The organism is Streptomyces sp. NPDC006332 (genome assembly GCF_040612855.1).
GTDB lineage: Bacteria > Actinomycetota > Actinomycetes > Streptomycetales > Streptomycetaceae > Streptomyces.
This window is the reverse complement of record NZ_JBEXRA010000093.1, coordinates 1-19872: the sequence shown is the minus strand read 5'-3', so window position 1 is coordinate 19872 and position 19872 is coordinate 1. Positions and strand designations below refer to the sequence as shown.

Annotated in this window: 18 protein-coding genes and 1 pseudogene; 15 read left to right on the top strand and 4 right to left on the bottom strand. The window is 70.1% G+C overall.

Going from position 1 to position 19872, the window contains the following annotated elements; translation table 11 throughout:
- Nucleotides 1-71: 71 nt before the first annotated feature.
- From ABZ027_RS41305 to ABZ027_RS41290, 4 genes are read right to left on the bottom strand one after another with little or no spacing between them, the layout of a single operon-like run.
- Nucleotides 72-695: a response regulator transcription factor gene (locus ABZ027_RS41305; protein WP_356777914.1), complete on the bottom strand. Its 624-nt coding sequence runs from the start codon at nt 693-695 to the stop codon at nt 72-74.
- The gene (locus ABZ027_RS41300) at nt 692-1885 is read right to left on the bottom strand and encodes a sensor histidine kinase (protein WP_356777912.1); all 1194 of its coding nucleotides are present in this window, start codon (nt 1883-1885) and stop codon (nt 692-694) included. Before ABZ027_RS41300 ends, ABZ027_RS41305 begins: the two co-directional genes overlap by 4 nt.
- Nucleotides 1882-2727, bottom strand: coding sequence for an ABC transporter permease (locus ABZ027_RS41295; protein WP_356777910.1), 846 nt, complete (start codon nt 2725-2727; stop codon nt 1882-1884). Before ABZ027_RS41295 ends, ABZ027_RS41300 begins: the two co-directional genes overlap by 4 nt.
- Nucleotides 2724-3590 (bottom strand): ABC transporter ATP-binding protein, encoded by an 867-nt coding sequence (locus ABZ027_RS41290; RefSeq protein ID WP_356777908.1) that lies wholly within the window; start codon nt 3588-3590, stop codon nt 2724-2726. The genes ABZ027_RS41295 and ABZ027_RS41290 overlap by 4 nt, the downstream gene beginning before the upstream one ends.
- A 144-nt stretch (nt 3591-3734) precedes the next feature.
- On the opposite strand from ABZ027_RS41290, the gene ABZ027_RS41285 reads away from it, so the two are divergent.
- The 15 genes and pseudogenes from ABZ027_RS41285 to ABZ027_RS41215 all read left to right on the top strand — a co-directional run.
- Nucleotides 3735-4403: a vitamin K epoxide reductase family protein gene (locus ABZ027_RS41285; protein WP_356777906.1), complete on the top strand. Its 669-nt coding sequence runs from the start codon at nt 3735-3737 to the stop codon at nt 4401-4403.
- A gap of 67 nt (nt 4404-4470) precedes the next feature.
- Nucleotides 4471-5826 carry a replication-associated recombination protein A gene (locus tag ABZ027_RS41280; RefSeq protein ID WP_356777904.1) on the top strand — a complete coding sequence of 452 codons (1356 nt, stop codon included), beginning with the start codon at nt 4471-4473 and terminating at the stop codon, nt 5824-5826.
- 297 nt (nt 5827-6123) lie between these two features.
- Complete coding sequence (rpsD, locus tag ABZ027_RS41275) at nt 6124-6738, top strand: 30S ribosomal protein S4 (RefSeq protein ID WP_067428966.1); 615 nt, start codon at nt 6124-6126, stop codon at nt 6736-6738.
- A 184-nt stretch (nt 6739-6922) separates the two neighbouring features.
- Complete coding sequence (locus tag ABZ027_RS41270; RefSeq protein ID WP_356777901.1) at nt 6923-7369, top strand: DUF948 domain-containing protein; 447 nt, start codon at nt 6923-6925, stop codon at nt 7367-7369.
- A gap of 9 nt (nt 7370-7378) precedes the next feature.
- Nucleotides 7379-7729, top strand: coding sequence for a hypothetical protein (locus ABZ027_RS41265; protein WP_356777899.1), 351 nt, complete (start codon nt 7379-7381; stop codon nt 7727-7729).
- Nucleotides 7729-10401: an alanine--tRNA ligase gene (gene alaS, locus ABZ027_RS41260; protein ID WP_356777897.1), complete on the top strand. Its 2673-nt coding sequence runs from the start codon at nt 7729-7731 to the stop codon at nt 10399-10401. Before ABZ027_RS41265 ends, alaS begins: the two co-directional genes overlap by 1 nt.
- 17 nt (nt 10402-10418) lie before the next feature.
- The gene (gene ruvX, locus ABZ027_RS41255; protein WP_356777895.1) at nt 10419-10883 is read left to right on the top strand and encodes a Holliday junction resolvase RuvX; all 465 of its coding nucleotides are present in this window, start codon (nt 10419-10421) and stop codon (nt 10881-10883) included.
- A gap of 114 nt (nt 10884-10997) precedes the next feature.
- Nucleotides 10998-12755: an endolytic transglycosylase MltG gene (mltG, locus tag ABZ027_RS41250; RefSeq protein ID WP_356777893.1), complete on the top strand. Its 1758-nt coding sequence runs from the start codon at nt 10998-11000 to the stop codon at nt 12753-12755.
- A complete protein-coding gene (locus tag ABZ027_RS41245; protein WP_356777891.1) occupies nt 12736-13575 on the top strand; it encodes a shikimate dehydrogenase in 840 nt (279 codons plus the stop codon). The genes mltG and ABZ027_RS41245 overlap by 20 nt, the downstream gene beginning before the upstream one ends.
- 188 nt (nt 13576-13763) lie before the next feature.
- Entirely contained in the window at nt 13764-14948 is a 1185-nt protein-coding gene (aroC, locus tag ABZ027_RS41240; protein WP_356777889.1) for a chorismate synthase, read from the top strand.
- A gap of 5 nt (nt 14949-14953) precedes the next feature.
- Nucleotides 14954-16600 (top strand): 3-dehydroquinate synthase, encoded by a 1647-nt coding sequence (gene aroB / locus ABZ027_RS41235; RefSeq protein WP_356777887.1) that lies wholly within the window; start codon nt 14954-14956, stop codon nt 16598-16600.
- A 196-nt stretch (nt 16601-16796) separates the two neighbouring features.
- Complete coding sequence (locus ABZ027_RS41230) at nt 16797-17663, top strand: Pro-rich N-terminal domain-containing protein (RefSeq protein ID WP_356777885.1); 867 nt, start codon at nt 16797-16799, stop codon at nt 17661-17663.
- Nucleotides 17664-17798: 135 nt separating this feature from the next.
- Nucleotides 17799-18902, top strand: a complete 1104-nt coding sequence (locus tag ABZ027_RS41225) for an aminopeptidase P family protein (RefSeq protein WP_356777883.1) — start codon at nt 17799-17801, stop codon at nt 18900-18902.
- A gap of 51 nt (nt 18903-18953) precedes the next feature.
- The gene (gene efp, locus ABZ027_RS41220) at nt 18954-19520 is read left to right on the top strand and encodes an elongation factor P (protein ID WP_020128856.1); all 567 of its coding nucleotides are present in this window, start codon (nt 18954-18956) and stop codon (nt 19518-19520) included.
- Nucleotides 19521-19522: 2 nt separating this feature from the next.
- Nucleotides 19523-19777 (top strand): annotated as a pseudogene (locus tag ABZ027_RS41215) (transcription antitermination factor NusB); the annotation flags it as partial.
- Between the last annotated feature and the right edge of the window lie 95 nt (nt 19778-19872).

The following is a 19872-nucleotide window of genomic DNA, read 5'->3' as shown; positions in this document are numbered from 1 at the left end:
GAGGACGAGGCCCGTTCAGGGCCGACAGGGGGGTCTGGGGGCGCAGCCCCCAGGCGGCGGGGGCGAGACCCTTAGTCCAGCAACCCCTGCCGCATCGCGCTCGTCACCGCCGCCGTCCGGTCGTCGACCCCCAACTTGCCGAACGCCCGCAGCAGATGCGTCTTCACCGTCGACTCCCCGATGAACAACCGGCGCCCGATCTCCGCGTTCGTGCACCCCTCCGCCACCAGCCGCAGCACCGCCCTCTCGCGCTCCGAGAGCCGCGGCCGCTCCGGCCTGGTGCGGAGCTGGTCGACCAGTCGCGCGGCGACGGACGGGGCGAGTACCGTCTCGCCCCGCGCGGCGGCCCGTACCGCGTCGGCCAGTTCGCCGCGCGGCAGATCCTTCAACAGATAGCCCGCCGCCCCGGCCTCCACCGCCCGCAGAATGTCCCGGTCCGTCTCGTACGTCGTCAGGACGATCACCCGGCAGGACAGCCCCGCCTCACTCATCCGCACGATCGAGTCCACGCCCCCGCCGCCCGGCATCCGCAGATCCATCAGCACGATGTCGGGCCGCAGTTCCGCCGCCATGGCCTCCGCCTGCGGCCCGCTGGACGCGTCGGCGACCACCACCAGATCCGGCTCGGCACTCAGCATCGCCCGCAGGCCCTCCCGTACGACGGGATGGTCGTCGGCCAGGATGATCCGGATCACCATGCGCTCCTCGGAGACGGTACGGGCAGGCGGACGGTCACCGTCGTACCGTCGCCGGGGGCGCTGCACACCTGAGCCGTCCCGCCGGCCTCGGCGGCCCGGGCCCGCAGCCCCGCCAGACCGTAGCCGCCCGTCACGGCCCGCGGGTCGAAGCCGCAGCCGTCGTCCCGGACCGACACGGTCAGAGCGCCGTCGGTGTACCTCAGGGAAATACCCGCCCCGGTCGAACTCCCCGCGTGCTTACGGGCGTTGGTCAGCGCCTCCTGACAGGCGCGCAGGGCCACCACCTCGGGCCCGGCGGGCAGCGGACGTACGCGACCCGTGACGTCCAGTGTCGCCCCGTGACGGGCGGCCAACCGGTGCAGCGCGTCCGGGAGCGAGGCGCCCTCCAGATCGGCGGGCGCGCCCCCGGCGACCAGGGCGCGGGCCTCGGCGAGGTTCTGCCGGGCCGTCTCGTCCATCAGCGCCAGATGGCGACGGGCCTGCGGCAGGTCGTGGTCGAGTTCCGCCTCGACGGCCTGGGTCAGCATCAGCAGGCTGGTGAAGCCCTGCGCGAGGGTGTCATGGATCTCCCTGGCCATCCGTTCCCGCTCCGCCAGCGCGCCGTGCGCCGTCGACAGCCGGGAGATCTCATGACGGCTCGCGTCCAGCTCCGCGATCAGCGCGGCCCGCTCCTGGCTCTGCTCGATGATCCGGATGACCCAGCCGCCGACAGCCACCGAGAAGACGAGGGACACCACGGCGAACAGCCCGTTGAAGAAGACCTCCCGGTCGCTCGGCCACCACACCAGGGCCCAACCGGCCACGGGCGCGAGGTTGATGACGGCGACCGCCTCCAGAGCCCGCCGCATCCGCAGGGTCATGAAGCACTGGGGGACCAGCGCGAAGGTCATCAGCCGGGTCTCACCGACGAGGATCGCCGACGGCAGGAACAGCGCCACCGCCGCCACCAGATAGGCCAGAGCCCGCCGTTCCTCGGGCGGATCGCCCCGCAGGACGGGCCGCCCCACCCACACGAACAGGGGGACCAGCGGAACCAGGAGCGCCGCCGCCACGACCCGGACCGGCCGCCCCGGATAGTCCGTGCCGAGCACCGACACCAGGGTGGCCAGCCAGATGATCGCGAAGTACGTGTCCCAGATCCGGAACGAGCGCACCCAGCTGTAGGCGCCGGCGTCCGGATCGCTCATCCGTCGCGTCGGTTCTTCCACCGGAAGGTCAGCAGACACAGCAGCAATCCTCCGACGCACCACGCCCCCAGCACCAGGGCGATCCGGCCGAACTCCCAGCTTCCCGTCTGCTCCAGGACCTGAGCCGACTGAGGCAGGAACACCCCGCGCAGCCCCTGGCACATCCACTTCAGCGGGAACAGCGCCCCGATGTTCAGCATCCAGTCGGGGATGGTGTCGATCGAGATGTACACCCCGGAGATGAACTGCAGCACCAGGAACGGGAGAACGACCACGGAGCTGGCGCTCCTGCCCGACTTGGGGACCGAACTGATCGCGATCCCCAGCAGCGCGCACGCGGTCAGCCCGAGCAGGAAGATCCAGCCGAACTCGAACCAGCGGCCCGCGTCGGACGGGAGGTCGACGTCGTACAGGGTCGTGCCGACGGCCAGCAGGATCGCCGTCTCCAGTGCACCGGTGACCAGAACCAGCCAGATCTTCCCGAGGAAGTACGCCGCGGGCGGCATCGGCGTGCCGCGCAGCCGGCGCAGCACCTTCTCGTCCCGCTCGATCGCGATGGAGATGCCGAGGGACTGGAAACTCGTCGACATGATGCCGGCGGCCATCATCGCCGGGACGTACAGCTGAGAGGCGTTGATGCCGGCGCCCCGGACGTCGTCGCGGAAGATCGAGGCGAACAGGAACAGGAACACCACCGGGAAGGCGAAGGTGAACACCACCTGGTCGCGCTGCCGGAAGAACTGCTTCAGCTCCAGGGCACCGCGCCGCATCCCCAGCCCCCACGTCCCGGGCAGTCGCTCGCCGGACGCCTGGGCCCGGGGTCGTACGGCGGTCGTGGTCATCGCGCGTCCTCCTGTCCGGTCAGCCGGAGGTAGACGTCCTCCAGCGTGGGGCGGCTCACCCGAAGCCCCGGGATCTCGCCGTCGAAGCGGCGCATCAGCTCGGCGACCGTGCGGGTGGGCGTGTCCGTGCGTTCCGCGCGCGGGGTGCCGTCCGGCTCGCTCCACTCGACGGTGGCCCCGGTGCCGTACCGCTCCCGCAGGGCGGCGGGCTCGCCCTCGGCGACCACCTGTCCCTTGGTGACCACGGCCAGCCGGTCGGCGAGTGCCTCCGCCTCCTCCAGGTAGTGCGTGGTGAGCAGGATGGTCGTGCCCTCGTCGGACAGCTTGCGGATCAGGTCCCAGAACTGGCGCCGGGCCGCCGGGTCGAAACCGGTCGTCGGCTCGTCCAGAAGAAGCAGCTCCGGGTCGCCGATCACCCCGAGCGCCACATCGAGACGCCGGCGCTGCCCACCGGACAGCGCCTTGATCCGGCTGCCCGCCTTGGCCTCAAGACCCACCAGGCCGATGACCTCCTCGGGGTCCCGCGGCCTCGGGTAGTAGCGGGCGAAATGCCGCACCGTCTCGTCGACCGTCAACTCCGCGGGCGCGGATTCGTCCTGCCAGACGATTCCGACACGTGAGCGCCACGCACGCGTTCCATGCGCCGGATCCGCGCCCAGGACGGACACCTCGCCCGCGTCCCGGGAACGGTTGCCCTGGAGGATCTCCACCGTCGTGCTCTTGCCCGCGCCGTTGGGCCCCAGCAGGCCGAACACCTCGCCCCGGTGGATCCCGAGGTCGATACCGTCGACCGCGGTCACGTCGCCGTACTGCTTGCGCAGCCCCCGTACGTCCACCGCGAGTTCCTTCGCGTGTGTTGTCATGCGATCGATCGTCGGCCTGAACCGAACGTTCCGGGACGACCGTGCGTACTTCCTTATGTCCACCGAACAGTGGACACAGGCCGCGTGCGGCACAATGGCCGATGGCCGAAGAAGGTCCACCCCTCGAGCAGACGGATCGGCGTGATGAGCAGGACCACAGTCAAAGACGTCTCCACCGAGCCCGAGCCCTCGGCGTCGGACCCGGACGCCGACGCCGTGACGCGCACGGTGGGCGGCAGCCGGGCCTTCGCCCTGCTGCTCATGATCACCGGAGCGGCGGGTCTGCTCGCCGCCTGGGTCATCACGATCGACAAGTTCAAGCTGCTCGAGGCCAAGGTCGAGGGCAAGACCTTCACCCCCGGCTGCAGCCTCAACCCCGTCGTCTCCTGCGGCAGCGTCATGGAGAGCAAGCAGGCGGCCGTCTTCGGATTCCCCAACCCGATGCTCGGCCTGGTCTGCTACGGCATCGTGATCTGCGTAGGCGTGAGCCTGCTCGCCCGGGCCCGCTTCCCGCGCTGGTACTGGCTCACCTTCAACGCCGGCACCCTCTTCGGCGTCGGATTCTGCGCCTGGCTGATGTTCCAGTCGCTGTACCGCATCAACGCGCTGTGCCTGTGGTGCTCGCTGGCCTGGGTCGCCACGATCATCATGTTCTGGTACGTCACGTCCTTCAACATCCGCAACGACTTCCTGCCCGCCCCGCGCTGGCTGAAGAGCTTCTTCGACGAGTTCACCTGGGTCATGCCCGTCCTGCACATCGGCATCATCGGCATGCTGGTCCTGACCCGCTGGTGGGACTTCTGGATGAGCTGACAGTCCGGTCAGTGGCCGGCCGACGGCCACGACCGGACTGTCAGTGGGGTGACATAGGGTTTTGGGTGTGGAGCCCGACCTGTTCACCGCAGCGGCGGAAGACCGCCAGGAGAAGGACCCGACCGCCAGCCCCCTGGCCGTCCGGATGCGCCCGCGTACGCTCGACGAGGTCGTGGGCCAGCAGCACCTCCTCAAGCCGGGCTCCCCACTGCGCAGACTCGTCGGCGAGAGCGCGGGCGGCCCGGCCGGACCGTCCTCGGTGATCCTCTGGGGCCCGCCGGGCACCGGCAAGACGACTCTGGCGTACGTGGTCTCCAAAGCCACCAACAAGCGTTTCGTGGAGCTGTCGGCGATCACCGCCGGCGTCAAGGAGGTCCGCGCGGTCATCGAAGGAGCCCGCAGGGCCACCGGTGGCTTCGGCAAGGAGACCGTCCTCTTCCTCGACGAGATCCACCGCTTCAGCAAGGCCCAGCAGGACTCCCTGCTCCCGGCCGTCGAGAACCGCTGGGTGACGCTGGTCGCGGCGACGACGGAGAACCCGTACTTCTCGGTGATCTCCCCGCTCCTGTCCCGCTCCCTGCTCCTCACCCTCGAACCCCTCACCGACGACGATGTGCGCGGACTGCTGCATCGCGCCCTCGCCGACGAGCGCGGCCTCAAGGGCGCCGTCACCCTCCCCGAGGACACCGAGGGACATCTGCTGCGGATCGCCGGCGGCGACGCCCGCCGCGCCCTGACCGCCCTGGAGGCCGCCGCCGGGGCGGCCCTGGACAAGGGCGAGACGGAGATCGGCCTCCAGACACTGGAGGAGACGGTGGACCGCGCCGCCGTGACGTACGACCGCGACGGCGACCAGCACTACGACGTGGCCAGCGCCCTCATCAAGTCCATCCGCGGCTCCGACGTCGACGCGGCCCTGCACTACCTGGCCCGCATGATCGAGGCCGGCGAGGACCCCCGCTTCATCGCCCGCCGCCTGATGATCTCCGCCAGCGAGGACATCGGCCTCGCCGACCCGAACGCCCTGCCGATCGCGGTGGCCGCCGCTCAGGCCGTCGCCATGATCGGCTTCCCCGAGGCGGCCCTCACTCTCAGCCACGCCACCATCGCCCTCGCCCTGGCCCCGAAGTCCAACGCCGCGACCATGGCGATCGGCGCGGCCATGGAGGACGTACGCAAGGGACTGGCCGGACCCGTGCCGCCCCATCTGCGCGACGGCCACTACAAGGGCGCCGCCAAGCTGGGGCACGCGAAGGGGTACGTCTATCCGCACGACCTGTCGGAGGGCATCGCCGCCCAGCAGTACGCCCCGGACGCGATCAAGGACCGCGAGTACTACACGCCCACCCGGCACGGGGCCGAGGCCAGGTACGCGGACGCCGTGGAGTGGACCCGCACGCACCTCGGTCGCAAGGGGACCTGAGCACCCTGTAGACTCGCCCGAAGTGCTGCGTCCCGTGTCCGGCTCCGGTCGGCGCCTCAGGCGGGACATCCAGCCGGATCTGTTGATCCAGGAGCGTCGCGCACCGTCGTAGGTGTCGCGGGCAGCCCACCACCACCCGGGTCCCGGGAGCGGTCGGTGGGCCGTTCGTGTGCTGCACGTATGTGCCCAGACCAGGGGAACGGCTACCTGACATGTCCCTCGGACCTGTCGGGATTCTCCGGCTGCGGATGCGACCTCCCGTAACCCTGAGGCAGCCGAAAAGGAAAAGGAAAAGAAGTGGCGAACCAGCCCCGCCCCAAGGTCAAGAAGTCGCGTGCCCTCGGCATCGCGCTGACCCCGAAGGCCGTCAAGTACTTCGAGGCCCGTCCCTACCCGCCGGGTGAGCACGGCCGTGGCCGCAAGCAGAACTCGGACTACAAGGTCCGTCTGCTCGAGAAGCAGCGTCTGCGCGCGCAGTACGACGTGTCCGAGCGTCAGCTCGTCCGCGCCTACGAGCGTGCCGCCAAGACCCAGGGCAAGACCGGTGAGGCCCTGGTCATCGAGCTCGAGCGCCGTCTCGACGCGCTGGTCCTGCGTTCGGGCATCGCCCGCACGATCTACCAGGCCCGCCAGATGGTCGTCCACGGCCACATCGAGGTCAACGGCCAGAAGGTCGACAAGCCCTCCTTCCGCGTCAAGCCCGACGACGTCGTGATGGTCCGCGAGCGCAGCCGCGAGAAGACGCTGTTCTCGATCGCGCGTGAGGGCGGCTTCGCCCCCGACGGCGAGACCCCGCGCTACCTCCAGGTGAACCTCCGCGCCCTGGCCTTCCGCCTGGACCGCGAGCCGAACCGCAAGGAGATCCCGGTGATCTGCGACGAGCAGCTCGTCGTCGAGTACTACGCCCGCTGATCATCCAGCGGCGGACGTAGCACCACCTGCTGCGCCTCAGCCCGCCGTCCCGCCGCCCTTTCGGGTGGGCAGGGCGGCGGGCTTTCGCATGTGCAGCGCCCGTAATCCGGTACGGAGCGCCGTCCACGGCGCGATAGGCTCGGCGTACGACTTTTTCGATATGCAGGCACGTTTCAGGGAGCGGGTGCACACAGTGTCCGGTGGAGAGGTGGCCGGGATCCTGGTGGCCGTCTTCTGGGCGATCCTGGTCTCCTTCCTCGCCGTCGCGCTGGCGAGGCTGGCCCAGACGCTCAGGGCGACCACCAAGCTCGTGGCGGACGTGACCGACCAGGCCGTCCCGCTGCTGGCCGACGCCTCCGCGGCGGTGCGCTCCGCGCAGACCCAGATCAACCGGGTCGACTCGATCGCGTCGGACGTCGAGGAGGTCACGTCGAACGCCTCCGCGCTGTCGACCACCGTCGCCTCCACGTTCGGCGGCCCCCTGGTCAAGGTCGCGGCCTTCGGATACGGCGTGCGCCGGGCCCTCGGCCGCAAGGACGACGTGCCCGTCAAGACGCCGGCGCCCACCGTGATCGTGGGCCGCACGGCGTCGCGGCGGACCAAGCGAGACCTCCGCAGGAAGAAGGACTGAGAGCCAGCGATGTTCCGCCGTACCTTCTGGTTCAGCACGGGCGTCGCCGCCGGTGTCTGGGCCACCACCAAGGTCAATCGCAAGCTGAAGCAGCTGACGCCCGAGAACCTCGCCGCGAGCGCGGCGAACAAGGCACTCGAGGCCGGTCACCGCATCAAGGACCGTGCGGTGGGCTTCGCGCTCGACGTCCGTGACGGCATGGCCCAGAGAGAGGCCGAGCTGGGGGAGGCGCTGGGGATCAACGAGAACCCCGAACTCCCCGCCCCCCTGCGGTACGCCGCCATCGAGAACCGCACCAACCCGAAGTCCGTCGACAGCGACAGGACGACGTACTCGTACAACCGGAATGAGGACCACTGATGGAGTCGGCCGAGATCCGCCGCCGCTGGCTGAGCTTCTACGAGGAGCGCGGGCACACCGTCGTGCCTTCGGCGTCGCTCATCGCGGACGACCCGACTCTGCTCCTCGTCCCGGCCGGCATGGTGCCCTTCAAGCCGTACTTCCTGGGCGAGGTGAAGCCCCCGTGGGCGCGCGCCACCAGCGTGCAGAAGTGCGTGCGCACGCCCGACATCGAAGAGGTCGGCAAGACCACCCGGCACGGCACGTTCTTCCAGATGTGCGGCAACTTCTCCTTCGGTGACTACTTCAAGGAAGGCGCCATCAAGTACGCCTGGGAGCTGCTCACCACGCCCCAGGACAAGGGTGGTTACGGCCTGGAGCCGGAGAAGCTCTGGATCACCGTCTACAAGGACGACGACGAGGCCGAGCGCATCTGGCACGACGTCGTCGGCGTGCCCAAGGAGCGCATCCAGCGCCTCGGCATGAAGGACAACTACTGGTCCATGGGCGTTCCCGGCCCCTGCGGACCCTGTTCCGAGATCAACTACGACCGCGGCCCCGAGTTCGGCGTCGAGGGCGGTCCCGCCGTCAACGACGAGCGGTACGTGGAGATCTGGAACCTCGTCTTCATGCAGTACGAGCGCGGCGAGGGCATCGGCAAGGACAACTTCGAGATCCTGGGCGACCTGCCGAGCAAGAACATCGACACGGGCCTCGGCATGGAACGGCTCGCCATGATTCTGCAGGGCGTGCAGAACATGTACGAGATCGACACCTCCATGGCCGTCATCAAGAAGGCCACCGAGCTGACCGGCGTCCAGTACGGCGACGCCCACGAATCCGACGTCTCGCTGCGCGTGGTCACCGACCACATGCGCACCTCGGTGATGCTCATCGGCGACGGCGTCACCCCCGGCAACGAGGGCCGCGGTTACGTGCTGCGCCGCATCATGCGCCGCGCCATCCGCAACATGCGTCTGCTCGGCGCCACCGGCCCGGTCGTCAAGGACCTGATCGACACGGTCATCGAGATGATGGGTCAGCAGTACCCGGAGCTGATCACCGACCGCGAGCGCATCGAGAAGGTCGCCCTCGCCGAGGAGAACGCCTTCCTCAAGACGCTCAAGGCCGGCACCAACATCCTCGACACCGCCGTCACCGACACCAAGGCTTCCGGCGGCAAGGTCCTCGCCGGTGACAAGGCCTTCCTGCTCCACGACACCTGGGGCTTCCCCATCGACCTCACCCTGGAGATGGCCGCCGAACAGGGCCTGTCCGTGGACGAGGACGGCTTCCGCCGCCTGATGAAGGAGCAGCGGGAGCGCGCCAAGGCCGACGCCCAGGCCAAGAAGACCGGCCACGCCGGTGCCGGCGCCTACCGTGAGATCGCCGACCAGGCCGGGGCCACCGACTTCATCGGCTACGCGGACACCGAGAGCGAGTCGACGATCGTCGGCATCCTCGTCGACGGCGCCTCCTCCCCGGCCGCCACCGAGGGCGACGAGGTCGAGATCGTCCTGGACCGCACGCCGTTCTACGCCGAGGGCGGCGGCCAGATCGGCGATACCGGCCGCATCAAGGTGGACACCGGTGCCGTCATCGAGATCCGTGACACCCAGAAGCCGGTCCCGGGCGTGTACGTGCACAAGGGCGTCGTCCAGGTCGGTGAGGTCACCGTCGGCTCCAAGGCCCAGGCCTCGATCGACTCCCGCCGCCGCACGGCCATCGCCCGCGCCCACTCGGCCACCCACCTCACCCACCAGGCCCTGCGTGACGCCCTCGGCCCGACGGCCGCGCAGGCCGGCTCCGAGAACCAGCCCGGCCGCTTCCGCTTCGACTTCGGTTCGCCGTCCGCCGTTCCCACGGCTGTGATGACCGACGTCGAGCAGAAGATCAACGAGGTGCTCGCCCGCGACCTCGACGTCCGAGCCGACGTCATGGGCATCGACGAGGCCAAGAAGCAGGGCGCCATCGCCGAGTTCGGCGAGAAGTACGGCGAGCGGGTCCGCGTGGTCACCATCGGCGACTTCTCCAAGGAGCTGTGCGGCGGTACGCACGTCCACAACACCGCCCAGCTGGGCCTGGTGAAGCTGCTCGGCGAGTCGTCGATCGGCTCGGGGGTGCGCCGTATCGAGGCTCTCGTCGGTGTCGACGCCTACAACTTCCTCGCCCGGGAGCACACGGTCGTCGCCCAGCTCCAGGAGCTGATCAAGGGCCGTCCGGAGGAGCTTCCGGAGAAGGTCTCCGCCATGCTCGGCAAGCTGAAGGACGCCGAGAAGGAGATCGAGAAGTTCCGCGCCGAGAAGGTGCTCCAGGCCGCCGCGGGTCTCGCCGAGTCCGCCACGGACGTCCGCGGCGTCGCCGTGGTCACCGGTCAGGTCCCCGACGGCACCACCCCGGACGACCTGCGCAAGCTGGTCCTCGACGTGCGCGGCCGCATCCAGGGCGGACGGGCCGCGGTGGTGGCCCTGTTCACGGTCAACAACGGCAAGCCGCTGACGGTCATCGCCACCAACGAGGCCGCCCGTGAGCGCGGTTTGAAGGCCGGCGACCTGGTCCGTACGGCCGCCAAGACCCTCGGCGGCGGCGGTGGCGGCAAGCCGGACGTCGCCCAGGGCGGCGGCCAGAACCCGGCCGCCGTCGGCGAGGCCGTCGAGGCCGTTCAGCGGCTCGTGGCCGAGACGGCCAAGTGACCGGAGAGGGACAGGCCATGCGCCGCGGCCGTCGACTCGCGATCGACGTCGGGGACGCCCGCATCGGGGTCGCCTCGTGCGACCCCGACGGGATCCTCGCCACCCCGGTGGAGACGGTCCCCGGGCGGGACGTCCCGGCGGCTCACCGTAGGCTGAAGCAGCTGGTCGAGGAGTACGAACCGATCGAGGTCGTGGTCGGTCTGCCCCGCTCCCTCAAGGGGGGCGAGGGCCCGGCCGCCGTCAAGGTCCGCGGCTTCGCCCAGGAGCTCGCCAAGGGAATCGCGCCGGTGCCGGTGAGACTCGTGGACGAGCGGATGACCACGGTGACGGCCAGTCAGGGACTGCGCGCTTCCGGAGTGAGATCCAAGAAGGGCAGATCGGTCATCGACCAGGCAGCGGCCGTGATCATCCTCCAGCAGGCGCTGGAATCGGAACGGGTGTCAGGTAAAGCACCCGGCGAGGACGTCGAAGTGGTCATCTGATCGCGATACGGTAACGTTCCGCGCGATGCGGCGGCATTCGAACAGCCACCGCACAGAGAGAGGCGGAACGGGAGCCGGGCCGGGCGACCGTCGCCTCGCGGCTCTAGGGGATCGATGACTGAGTATGGCCGGGGCGAAGGCTCCGAACCGTGGCATCCGGAGGACCCGTTGTACGGGGACGTCGGATGGGGCGGGCAGCAGGCTCCCGGGAGCCCGCAGTCGCCCTACGGCGGCCAGCCGCAGCAGTATCCAGAGCAGCCGCAGCAGTCTCAGTACGACAACGGAGGCTGGGGCGACGGCCAGCAGGCCGCCTATGGTCAGGAGCAGCAGCAGTACCAGCAGCAGTACGGCGAGCAGCAGCCGTACGACGGCCAACAGCAGTACGACCAGCACGGGTACCCGGCCCAGCAGCACCAGCAGTACCAGAACCAGCAGGGTCAGCAGCAGTACCCGCACCAGCAGGGTCAGCAGCAGTACGACAACGGCGGCTGGGACAGCGGCACCCACACCAACGTCCAGTACACCGACCCGTCGGACCCGTACGGACAGCAGAACATGGCGTACGGCGGGGAACAGGCCGACTACTACGGCGCCCCCGACGCCTACCCCCCGCCGGAGCCGCCCGCAGGCAGGGCCGCCGAGCCCGAGCCGCCCAAGACCGACTGGGATCCCGGCCCCGACCAGGGTGAACACGCCTTCTTCGCGGGCGGCGACGATGACGACGGCGACGACGACGCGGGTGACCCCGGCGGACGCGGTGACCGGCGGGGCAGGGGCGGCGGCAAGGAGAAGAAACGCCGCAGCGGCTGCGCCTGTCTGGTGGTCCTGCTGGTGTTCGGCGGTGGACTGGGCGGAGTCGGATACTTCGGCTACCAGTTCTACCAGGATCGTTTCGGCTCGGCTCCGGACTACGCGGGGGGCGGCACAAGCCAGATAGTCACCGTGGTGATCCCCAAGGGCGCCTTCGGATCGGACATCGGTCAGGAGTTGAAGAAGGCGGGCGTGGTCAAGAGCGTCGACGCGTTCGTCGCCGCCCAGCAGGACAACCCCAAGGGGAACACGCTCCAGGCCGGCGCCTATCTCCTGAAGAAGCAGATGTCCGCCGCGAGTGCCGTCGAGATGATGCTCGACCCCAAGAGCCAGAACAATGTGCTGGTCAAGCCGGGCGAGCGAAACCAGAGCGTCTACGAGGCGATCGACGAGCGACTCGATCTGTCCTCGGGCGCCACCGAGAAGGTCGCCGAGAAGGAGTACGAGAGCCTCGGCCTCCCCAACTGGGCGAACGACAACTCCGACATCAAGGATCCGCTGGAAGGATTCCTCTACCCGGGCACCTATGCCGCCGCCAAGGGCATGAAGCCCGAGACGGTCCTGAAGCAGATGGTGGCCCAGGCCTCGAAGAAGTACGAGCAGTACGGCCTCTCGTCGAAGGCCAAGGCGCTGAACCTGGACAACCCGCTGCAGGTCCTGACGGTGGCCAGCCTCATCCAGGCCGAGGGTAAGACGGAGGACGACTTCCGCAAGATGGCGGAGGTGGTCTACAACCGTCTGAACCCCGCGAACCCGGAGACCTACGGGCTGTTGCAGTTCGACTCGACCTTCAACTACCTGAAAAAAGAAAGCAACATCAATATCAGTCTGTCGGAGATCAACAAGAACAAGGACCCGTACAACACGTACACCCAGAAGGGTCTGCCGCCCGGGCCGATCGACAATCCCGGCGACGTGGCGCTCAAGGCGGCGCTGAATCCGACCGACGACGGCTGGTACTACTTCGTGGCGACCGACGGCGTGAACAAGACGGAATTCGCCAAGACGCACGCTGCATTCGAGAAGCTCAGGGACAAGTTCAATGAGACCTCCGGCAACTGAGCCCCGTCGGGCCGCGGTGCTCGGCAAGCCGATCACCCACTCCCTCTCCCCGGCGCTGCACCGCGCCGCCTATGGCGAACTGGGCCTCGCCGACTGGTCGTACGACCGTTTCGAGCTCGATGAGGCCGCCCTGCCCGGCTTCTTCGCGAAGCTCGGCCCGGGGTGGGCCGGACTGTCGCTCACCATGCCGCTGAAGCGGGCCGTCATCCCGCTGCTCGACGAGATCACCGAGACCGCAGCCTCGGTGGACGCGGTCAACACGGTCGTGTTCACCGAGGACGGGCGCCGTGTCGGCGACAACACCGACATCCCCGGCATGGTCGCCGCCCTGCGGGAACACGGCATCGAACAGGTCGACTCGGCTGCCGTCCTCGGCGCCGGCGCCACCGCCTCCTCCGCGCTCGCCGCACTTGCCCGTATCTGCATCGGCGAGGTCGTCGCCTACGTCCGCAGCGAGGCTCGCGCCGCCGAGATGCGGCAGTGGGGAGAGCGGCTCGACATCGAGGTGCGCACGGCAGCCTGGGCGGACGCCGCACAGGCCCTGCACGCCCCGCTCGTGATCGCCACCACCCCCGCCGGGACCACCGACGCGCTGTCCTCGGCGGTGCCGGAACGGCCCGCCACCCTCTTCGACGTGCTCTACGACCCGTGGCCGACGGCCCTCGCGGCCCGCTGGTCGGCCTACGGCGGCGCTGTCGTCAGCGGCCTCGACCTCCTGGTGCACCAGGCGGTGCTCCAGGTGGAGCAGATGACAGGGTGTCCCCGGGCCCCGCTGGACGCCATGCGCAAGGCCGGCGAGCACGCGCTGGCCGCCCGGTAGGAGCCGCCCCATTTCCGGACCCGACGGCAGGGTCCCGTCCGTCCTGTGGACCGGCGGCCGGGTCCGGGGCCCGGACGTGGGAGGATCGGAAGTGGCGGGCCGGGGCCGCGCACCCGGTCGCGTCGTTGCCGTACGCGAGGACACGCGTACGGCGGGCAGTACCAGGGCGCGAGCACTGAGGAGCACCGTTGAGCAGGTTGCGCTGGCTGACCGCGGGGGAGTCCCACGGTCCCGCACTCGTGGCGACGCTGGAGGGGCTTCCCGCCGGCGTGCCGATCACCACGGAGATGGTGGCGGACCACCTGGCCCGGCGCCGGCTCGGTTATGGACGCGGTGCGCGGATGAAGTTCGAGCGTGACGAGGTCACGTTCATCGGGGGTGTGCGGCACGGCCTCACCCTGGGTTCCCCGGTCGCGGTGATGGTGGGCAACACCGAGTGGCCGAAGTGGGAGCAGGTGATGGCGGCCGACCCCGTCGACCCGGAGGTCCTGGCGGGCCTGGCCCGCAACGCCCCGCTGACCCGCCCGCGGCCCGGGCACGCGGACCTGGCCGGCATGCAGAAGTACGGCTTCGACGAGGCCCGGCCGATCCTGGAGCGCGCCTCCGCCCGGGAGACGGCGGCGCGGGTGGCGCTGGGCGCGGTGGCCCGGTCGTACCTGAAGGAGACGGCCGGGATCGAGATCGTCTCGCACGTCGTGGAGCTGTGCTCCGTGAAGGCTCCGCAGGGTGTGTACCCCACGCCGGCCGACGTTGAGAAGCTGGACGCCGACCCGCTGCGCTGTCTGGACGCGGACGCGTCGAAGGCGATGGTGGCCGAGGTCGACCAGGCCCACAAGGACGGCGACACCCTCGGTGGCGTGGTCGAGATCCTGGCCTACGGCGTCCCGGTCGGGCTGGGCTCGCACGTGCACTGGGATCGCAAGCTGGACGCCCGACTGGCCGGTGCCCTGATGGGCATCCAGGCCATCAAGGGTGTCGAACTCGGTGACGGCTTCGAGCTTGCGCGGGTGCCGGGTTCCAAGGCGCACGACGAGATCGTCAACACCCCTGAGGGCATCCGGCGCGTCTCCGGCCGTTCCGGCGGTACAGAGGGCGGTCTGAGCACGGGAGAGCTGCTGCGGGTGCGGGCGGCGATGAAGCCGATCGCGACCGTGCCGCGCGCGCTGCAGACCGTCGACGTGAGTACCGGCGAGGCCACGCAGGCTCACCACCAGCGCTCGGACGTGTCCGCGGTGCCGGCGGCCGGCATCGTCGCCGAGGCGATGGTCGCGCTCGTCCTGGCGGACGCCGTCGCGGAGAAGTTCGGCGGCGACTCGGTGCCCGAGACCCGCCGCAACGTCCGGTCCTACCTCGACTCCCTGGCGATCCGGTGAGTCCGGTGACCGTGCCCCTGATCGTGCTGGTCGGCCCGATGGGCGTGGGCAAGTCCACCGTCGGGCAGCTGCTCGCCAAGCGGCTGGGCTGTGCGTACCGGGACACCGACGAGGACATCGTCACCGCCCAGGGACGGACCATCGCGGAGATCTTCGTCGAGGACGGCGAGGACGCCTTCCGGGCGATCGAGAAGCGGGCGGTGCGCGAGGCGCTCGCCGGACACAACGGTGTCCTCGCCCTCGGCGGCGGCGCGATTCTGGACGCGGACACCCGCGCCCTGCTGGCCGGTCAGCGCGTCGTCTACCTCTCGATGGACGTCGAGGAGGCGGTTCAGCGCACCGGCCTGAACGCCGCCCGTCCGCTGCTTGCGGTCAACCCGCGCAAGCAGTGGCGGGAGTTGATGGAGGCGAGGCGGCACCTGTACGAGTCGGTCGCCACGGCCGTGGTGCCGACCGACGGCCGTACGCCCGACGAGGTCACCCAAACCGCCCTGGACGCACTGGAGTTGAAGACCGCAATTCCCGGGGGACAACCCCCGGGCCCCCGGCCGGAGGACGTAATGGCGAACCAGGTGACAAGGATCCAGGTCGGCGGCACCGCGGGCAGTGAACCGTACGAGGTTCTGGTGGGCCGGCAACTCCTGGGCGAGCTGCCCGGGTTGATCGGCGACCGGGTCAAGCGGATCGCGATCGTGCACCCCGAGGCGCTGGCCGAGACCGGCGAGGCGCTCCGCGCCGACCTGGCCGGGCAGGGCTACGAGGCCATCGCCATCCAGGTGCCCAACGCGGAGGAGGCCAAGACCGCCGAGGTCGCTGCCTACTGCTGGAAGGCGCTCGGCCAGTCCGGGTTCACCCGCTCCGACGTCATCGTCGGCGTCGGCGGCGGCGCCAGCACCGACCTCGCCGGGTTCGTGGCCGCGACCTGGCTGCGCGGAGTGCGCTGGATCGCCGTCCCGACCACCGTGCTCGCCATGGTGGACGCGGCGGTCGGCGGCAAGACCGGCATCAACACCGCCGAGGGCAAGAACCTCGTCGGCGCGTTCCACCCCCCGGCCGGTGTGCTGTGCGACCTGGCGGCGCTGGACTCCCTCCCGGTCAACGACTACGTCTCCGGGCTCGCCGAGATCATCAAGGCCGGCTTCATCGCCGACCCGAGGATCCTGGAGCTCATCGAGGCCGACCCGGAGGCCGCGCGGACCCCGGCGGGCCCGCACACCGCCGAGCTCATCGAGCGCTCCATCCGGGTCAAGGCCGAGGTCGTCTCCTCCGACCTCAAGGAGTCGGGCCTCAGGGAGATCCTCAACTACGGCCACACACTCGCCCACGCCATCGAGAAGAACGAGCGCTACAAGTGGCGGCACGGCGCCGCTGTCTCGGTCGGCATGCACTTCGCCGCCGAACTGGGCCGTCTCGCGGGCCGGTTGGACGACGCCACCGCCGACCGCCACCGCGCGGTCCTGGAGTCGGTCGGCCTGCCACTGCACTACCGCTACGACCAGTGGCCCAAGTTGCTGGAAACCATGAAGGTCGACAAGAAGTCCCGCGGCGACCTGCTTCGCTTCATCGTCCTGGACGGGCTGGCCAAACCCACCGTCCTGGAGGGACCCGACCCGGCCGTGCTCCTCGCCGCGTACGGCGAAGTGGGCGAGTAGGGCCCGACGTGGTCCATCGGCCCGATTCGCCTTGCGCCACCGGGCACTTCGGACCGTCCCCGGCCGTTTCACCAAATGCCGACCGGGGACGGTACCGTTCGGATGGGGGTCCCTCCCGCGCCCTTTAGGCTGTGGGGGAGAGCGGGGCCGCCCCGCTGTCAGCGCCAATCGCCTGTACGAGACGGAGTGGCACCGGATGCAGCACGCAGTGGGTTCTCCGCTGCCGCCGCCCCACCAGCCGGGGCACGGACCGGCGACCGGCTGGTCGCCGGCCGCACATCACCCGGGGCCGCACCACCCAGGAGCACACCAGGGTTCCGCACCCGTGCCCCCGCCGCCTCCCGCCCCCGGCTTCACCGGAGCTCCCCCTGCCCCGGCGCCCCCCGCACCGCAGCACGCCCCCTCGCCCCCGGCCCCCGACACCACCGGCCACCTGCCGCTGCCGCCCGGCGGCCCGGTCGCCATGCCCAGCGCGCCACCCGCGTCGGCCCCCCACGACCCGGCCGGCACCACCCTCGCGGTGCTGCTCATCGGCCCCGCCGGCGCCGGCAAGACCAGCGTCGCCAAGTACTGGGCGGACCACCGCCGGGTCCCCACCGCCCACATCAGCCTGGACGACGTACGCGAATGGGTCCGCTCCGGCTTCGCGGACCCCCAGTCCGGGTGGAACGACCACTCCGAGGCGCAGTACCGCCTGGCCCGCCGCACCTGCGGCTTCGCCGCGCGCAACTTCCTCGCCAACGGGATCTCGTGCATCCTCGACGACGCCGTCTTCCCGGACCGCCCGGTCGTCGGCCTGGGCGGCTGGAAGCGGCACGTGGGCCCGGGGCTGTTGCCCGTGGTCCTGCTGCCCGGCCTGGAGATCGTCCTGGAGCGCAACGCCGAACGCTCGGGCAACCGCCGCCTCACCGACGACGAGGTCGCCCGCATCCACGGCCGGATGGCCGGCTGGTACGGCTCCGGCCTCCCCATCATCGACAACTCCCAGCTCGACGTACCCCGCACGGCCCAGGTCCTGGACGACGTACTGGCACGGTCGATAGCGAGCCCACCGACCTGGTGAATGCGGCGGGCCGAGCCCGTCGCGAGGCCCGGGACCGGTCGTGCGGACGGGCCGGCCACGGTCGGACGCAACCCGATCCCCCGAACGGCACTCTCCCGACCGGCACAATCCCGACACGGCTCCTACGCTCGTGTCATGTCAGAGGTCCACGCTGCCCGCCGAACCCGCCTCCGGGAACGCTGCCACGCCGGCGGCAGCGCCTCCGCGCTGGTCACCCGCCCCGCCAACGTCCGCTACCTCGCGGGCGCCGCCCCCCACCACGCCGTGCTGCTCCTCGGCCGGAGCGAGGATCTGCTGCTGTGTCCCGGCCCGCCGGACGCCCGCGCCGGGGAAGGCCGGCCCGACGAGGCGCTGCGTGTGCAGCGGCTGCCCGGACCCGGCGATCCCGCCGTCGCGGCGGCCGACCTCGCAGCCGGACAGGGCGTCGACTCCCTCGCCGTCGAGGAGCACCACCTCACGGTCGCCCGGCACCGGGCCATCCGCTCGGTCGTGCCCCGGCTGCGCCTGGTCGACATGGGCGGCGCAGTCGAACAGCTGAGGGTGGTGAAGGACGAGGAGGAGATCTCCTGCCTCAGGATCGGCGCCGAGATCGCCGACCAGGCACTGGGCGAGCTGCTCGAGTCCATCCTCGTCGGCCGCACCGAACGCCACCTCGCCCTGGAACTGGAACGCCGCCTCGTCGACCACGGCGCCGACGGCCCCGCCTTCGCGACCTCCGTCGCCACCGGCCCCAACTCCGGCAGACGCTGCCACCGCCCCACCGACCGGCGGGTCGAGGAGGGCGACTTTCTCTCCGTCTGTCTCGGTGCCACCTACCGCGGCTACCGCTGCGAGATCGGCCGCACCTTCGTCATCGGTACGTCCCCCACCGACTGGCAGATCGAGCTGTACGACCTCGTCTTCGCCGCTCAGCGGGCCGCCCGGGAGACACTGACCCCGGGTGTCGCCTACCGCGACGTGGACCGTGCCGCACGCCAGGTACTGGATTCCGCGGGATACGCCGAGAGCCTTCCCGCCCTGACCGGACACGGTGTGGGACTCGAAATCGACGAGGACCCGCAGTTGGCCCCCGCGGCCATGGGTAAACTGGACGCCTGCGTGCCGGTCACCGTCGAACCCGGGGTCCACCTCCCGGGCCGGGGCGGTGTCAGGATCGATGACACGCTCGTCGTTCGCCCCGAGGCGGACGGCGGACCCGAGCTACTCACCATCACGACCAAGGAGCTGCTCGCCCTGTAGGCAGGTGCGTGCGCCGGGGTCGTCCACGTCAGTCCAGGAGATTCCGCAACCGTGGCTTCCACGAACGACCTCAAGAACGGCCTTGTGCTCAAGCTCGAAGGCGGCCAGCTCTGGTCCGTCGTCGAGTTCCAGCACGTCAAGCCCGGCAAGGGCCCGGCCTTCGTGCGCACCAAGCTCAAGAACGTGCTCTCCGGCAAGGTCGTCGACAAGACCTTCAACGCCGGCGTCAAGGTCGAGACGGCCACTGTCGACAAGCGCGACATGCAGTTCTCGTACATGGACGGCGAGTACTTCGTCTTCATGGACATGGAGACCTACGACCAGCTGATGGTCGACCGCAAGGCCGTCGGCGACGCCGCCAACTTCCTCATCGAGGGCTTCACGGCGACCGTCGCCCAGCACGAGGGCGAGGTGCTCTTCGTCGAGCTCCCGGCCGCGGTCGAACTGGTCGTCCAGGAGACCGAGCCGGGCCTCCAGGGCGACCGCTCCACCGGCGGCACCAAGCCCGCCACCCTGGAGACCGGTCACCAGATCAACGTCCCGCTCTTCATCACCACCGGTGAGAAGATCAAGGTCGACACCCGCACGAGCGACTACCTCGGCCGGGTGAACAGCTAACCGTGGCTGCCCGCAACACAGCCCGCAAGCGTGCCTTCCAGATCCTCTTCGAGGGCGACCAGCGCGGGGTCGACGTCCTGACCGTCCTCGCGGACTGGATCCGGCTCTCCCGGGACGACACCCGGCAGCCGCCGGTGAGCGAGTACACGATGCAGCTGGTCGAGGGCTACGCGAAGCACGCGAAGCGCATCGACGAGCTGATCGCCCAGTACTCGGTCGGCTGGACGCTCGACCGGATGCCGGTCGTCGACCGCAACCCTTGTGGACGACCTTCGCGACGCCCTGGATGGTCGAGATGCCGTAGTTCATGGTGCTGTTGTCCTGACTGAGCACCGTGATCATGTAGTCGTGG

What these genes read in the sequence shown, in the direction of transcription:
- ABZ027_RS41245 (WP_356777891.1), top strand. Translation starts at nt 12,736, where the DNA reads ATGAGACCTCCGGCAACTGAGCCCCGTCGGGCCGCGGTGCTCGGCAAG.
- ABZ027_RS41290 (WP_356777908.1), bottom strand. Translation starts at nt 3,590, where the DNA reads ATGACAACACACGCGAAGGAACTCGCGGTGGACGTACGGGGGCTGCGC.
- alaS (WP_356777897.1), top strand. Translation starts at nt 7,729, where the DNA reads ATGGAGTCGGCCGAGATCCGCCGCCGCTGGCTGAGCTTCTACGAGGAG.
- ABZ027_RS41295 (WP_356777910.1), bottom strand. Translation starts at nt 2,727, where the DNA reads ATGACCACGACCGCCGTACGACCCCGGGCCCAGGCGTCCGGCGAGCGA.
- ABZ027_RS41265 (WP_356777899.1), top strand. Translation starts at nt 7,379, where the DNA reads ATGTTCCGCCGTACCTTCTGGTTCAGCACGGGCGTCGCCGCCGGTGTC.
- mltG (WP_356777893.1), top strand. Translation starts at nt 10,998, where the DNA reads ATGACTGAGTATGGCCGGGGCGAAGGCTCCGAACCGTGGCATCCGGAG.
- ABZ027_RS41300 (WP_356777912.1), bottom strand. Translation starts at nt 1,885, where the DNA reads ATGAGCGATCCGGACGCCGGCGCCTACAGCTGGGTGCGCTCGTTCCGG.
- ruvX (WP_356777895.1), top strand. Translation starts at nt 10,419, where the DNA reads ATGCGCCGCGGCCGTCGACTCGCGATCGACGTCGGGGACGCCCGCATC.
- ABZ027_RS41225 (WP_356777883.1), top strand. Translation starts at nt 17,799, where the DNA reads ATGTCAGAGGTCCACGCTGCCCGCCGAACCCGCCTCCGGGAACGCTGC.
- ABZ027_RS41285 (WP_356777906.1), top strand. Translation starts at nt 3,735, where the DNA reads ATGAGCAGGACCACAGTCAAAGACGTCTCCACCGAGCCCGAGCCCTCG.
- ABZ027_RS41230 (WP_356777885.1), top strand. Translation starts at nt 16,797, where the DNA reads ATGCAGCACGCAGTGGGTTCTCCGCTGCCGCCGCCCCACCAGCCGGGG.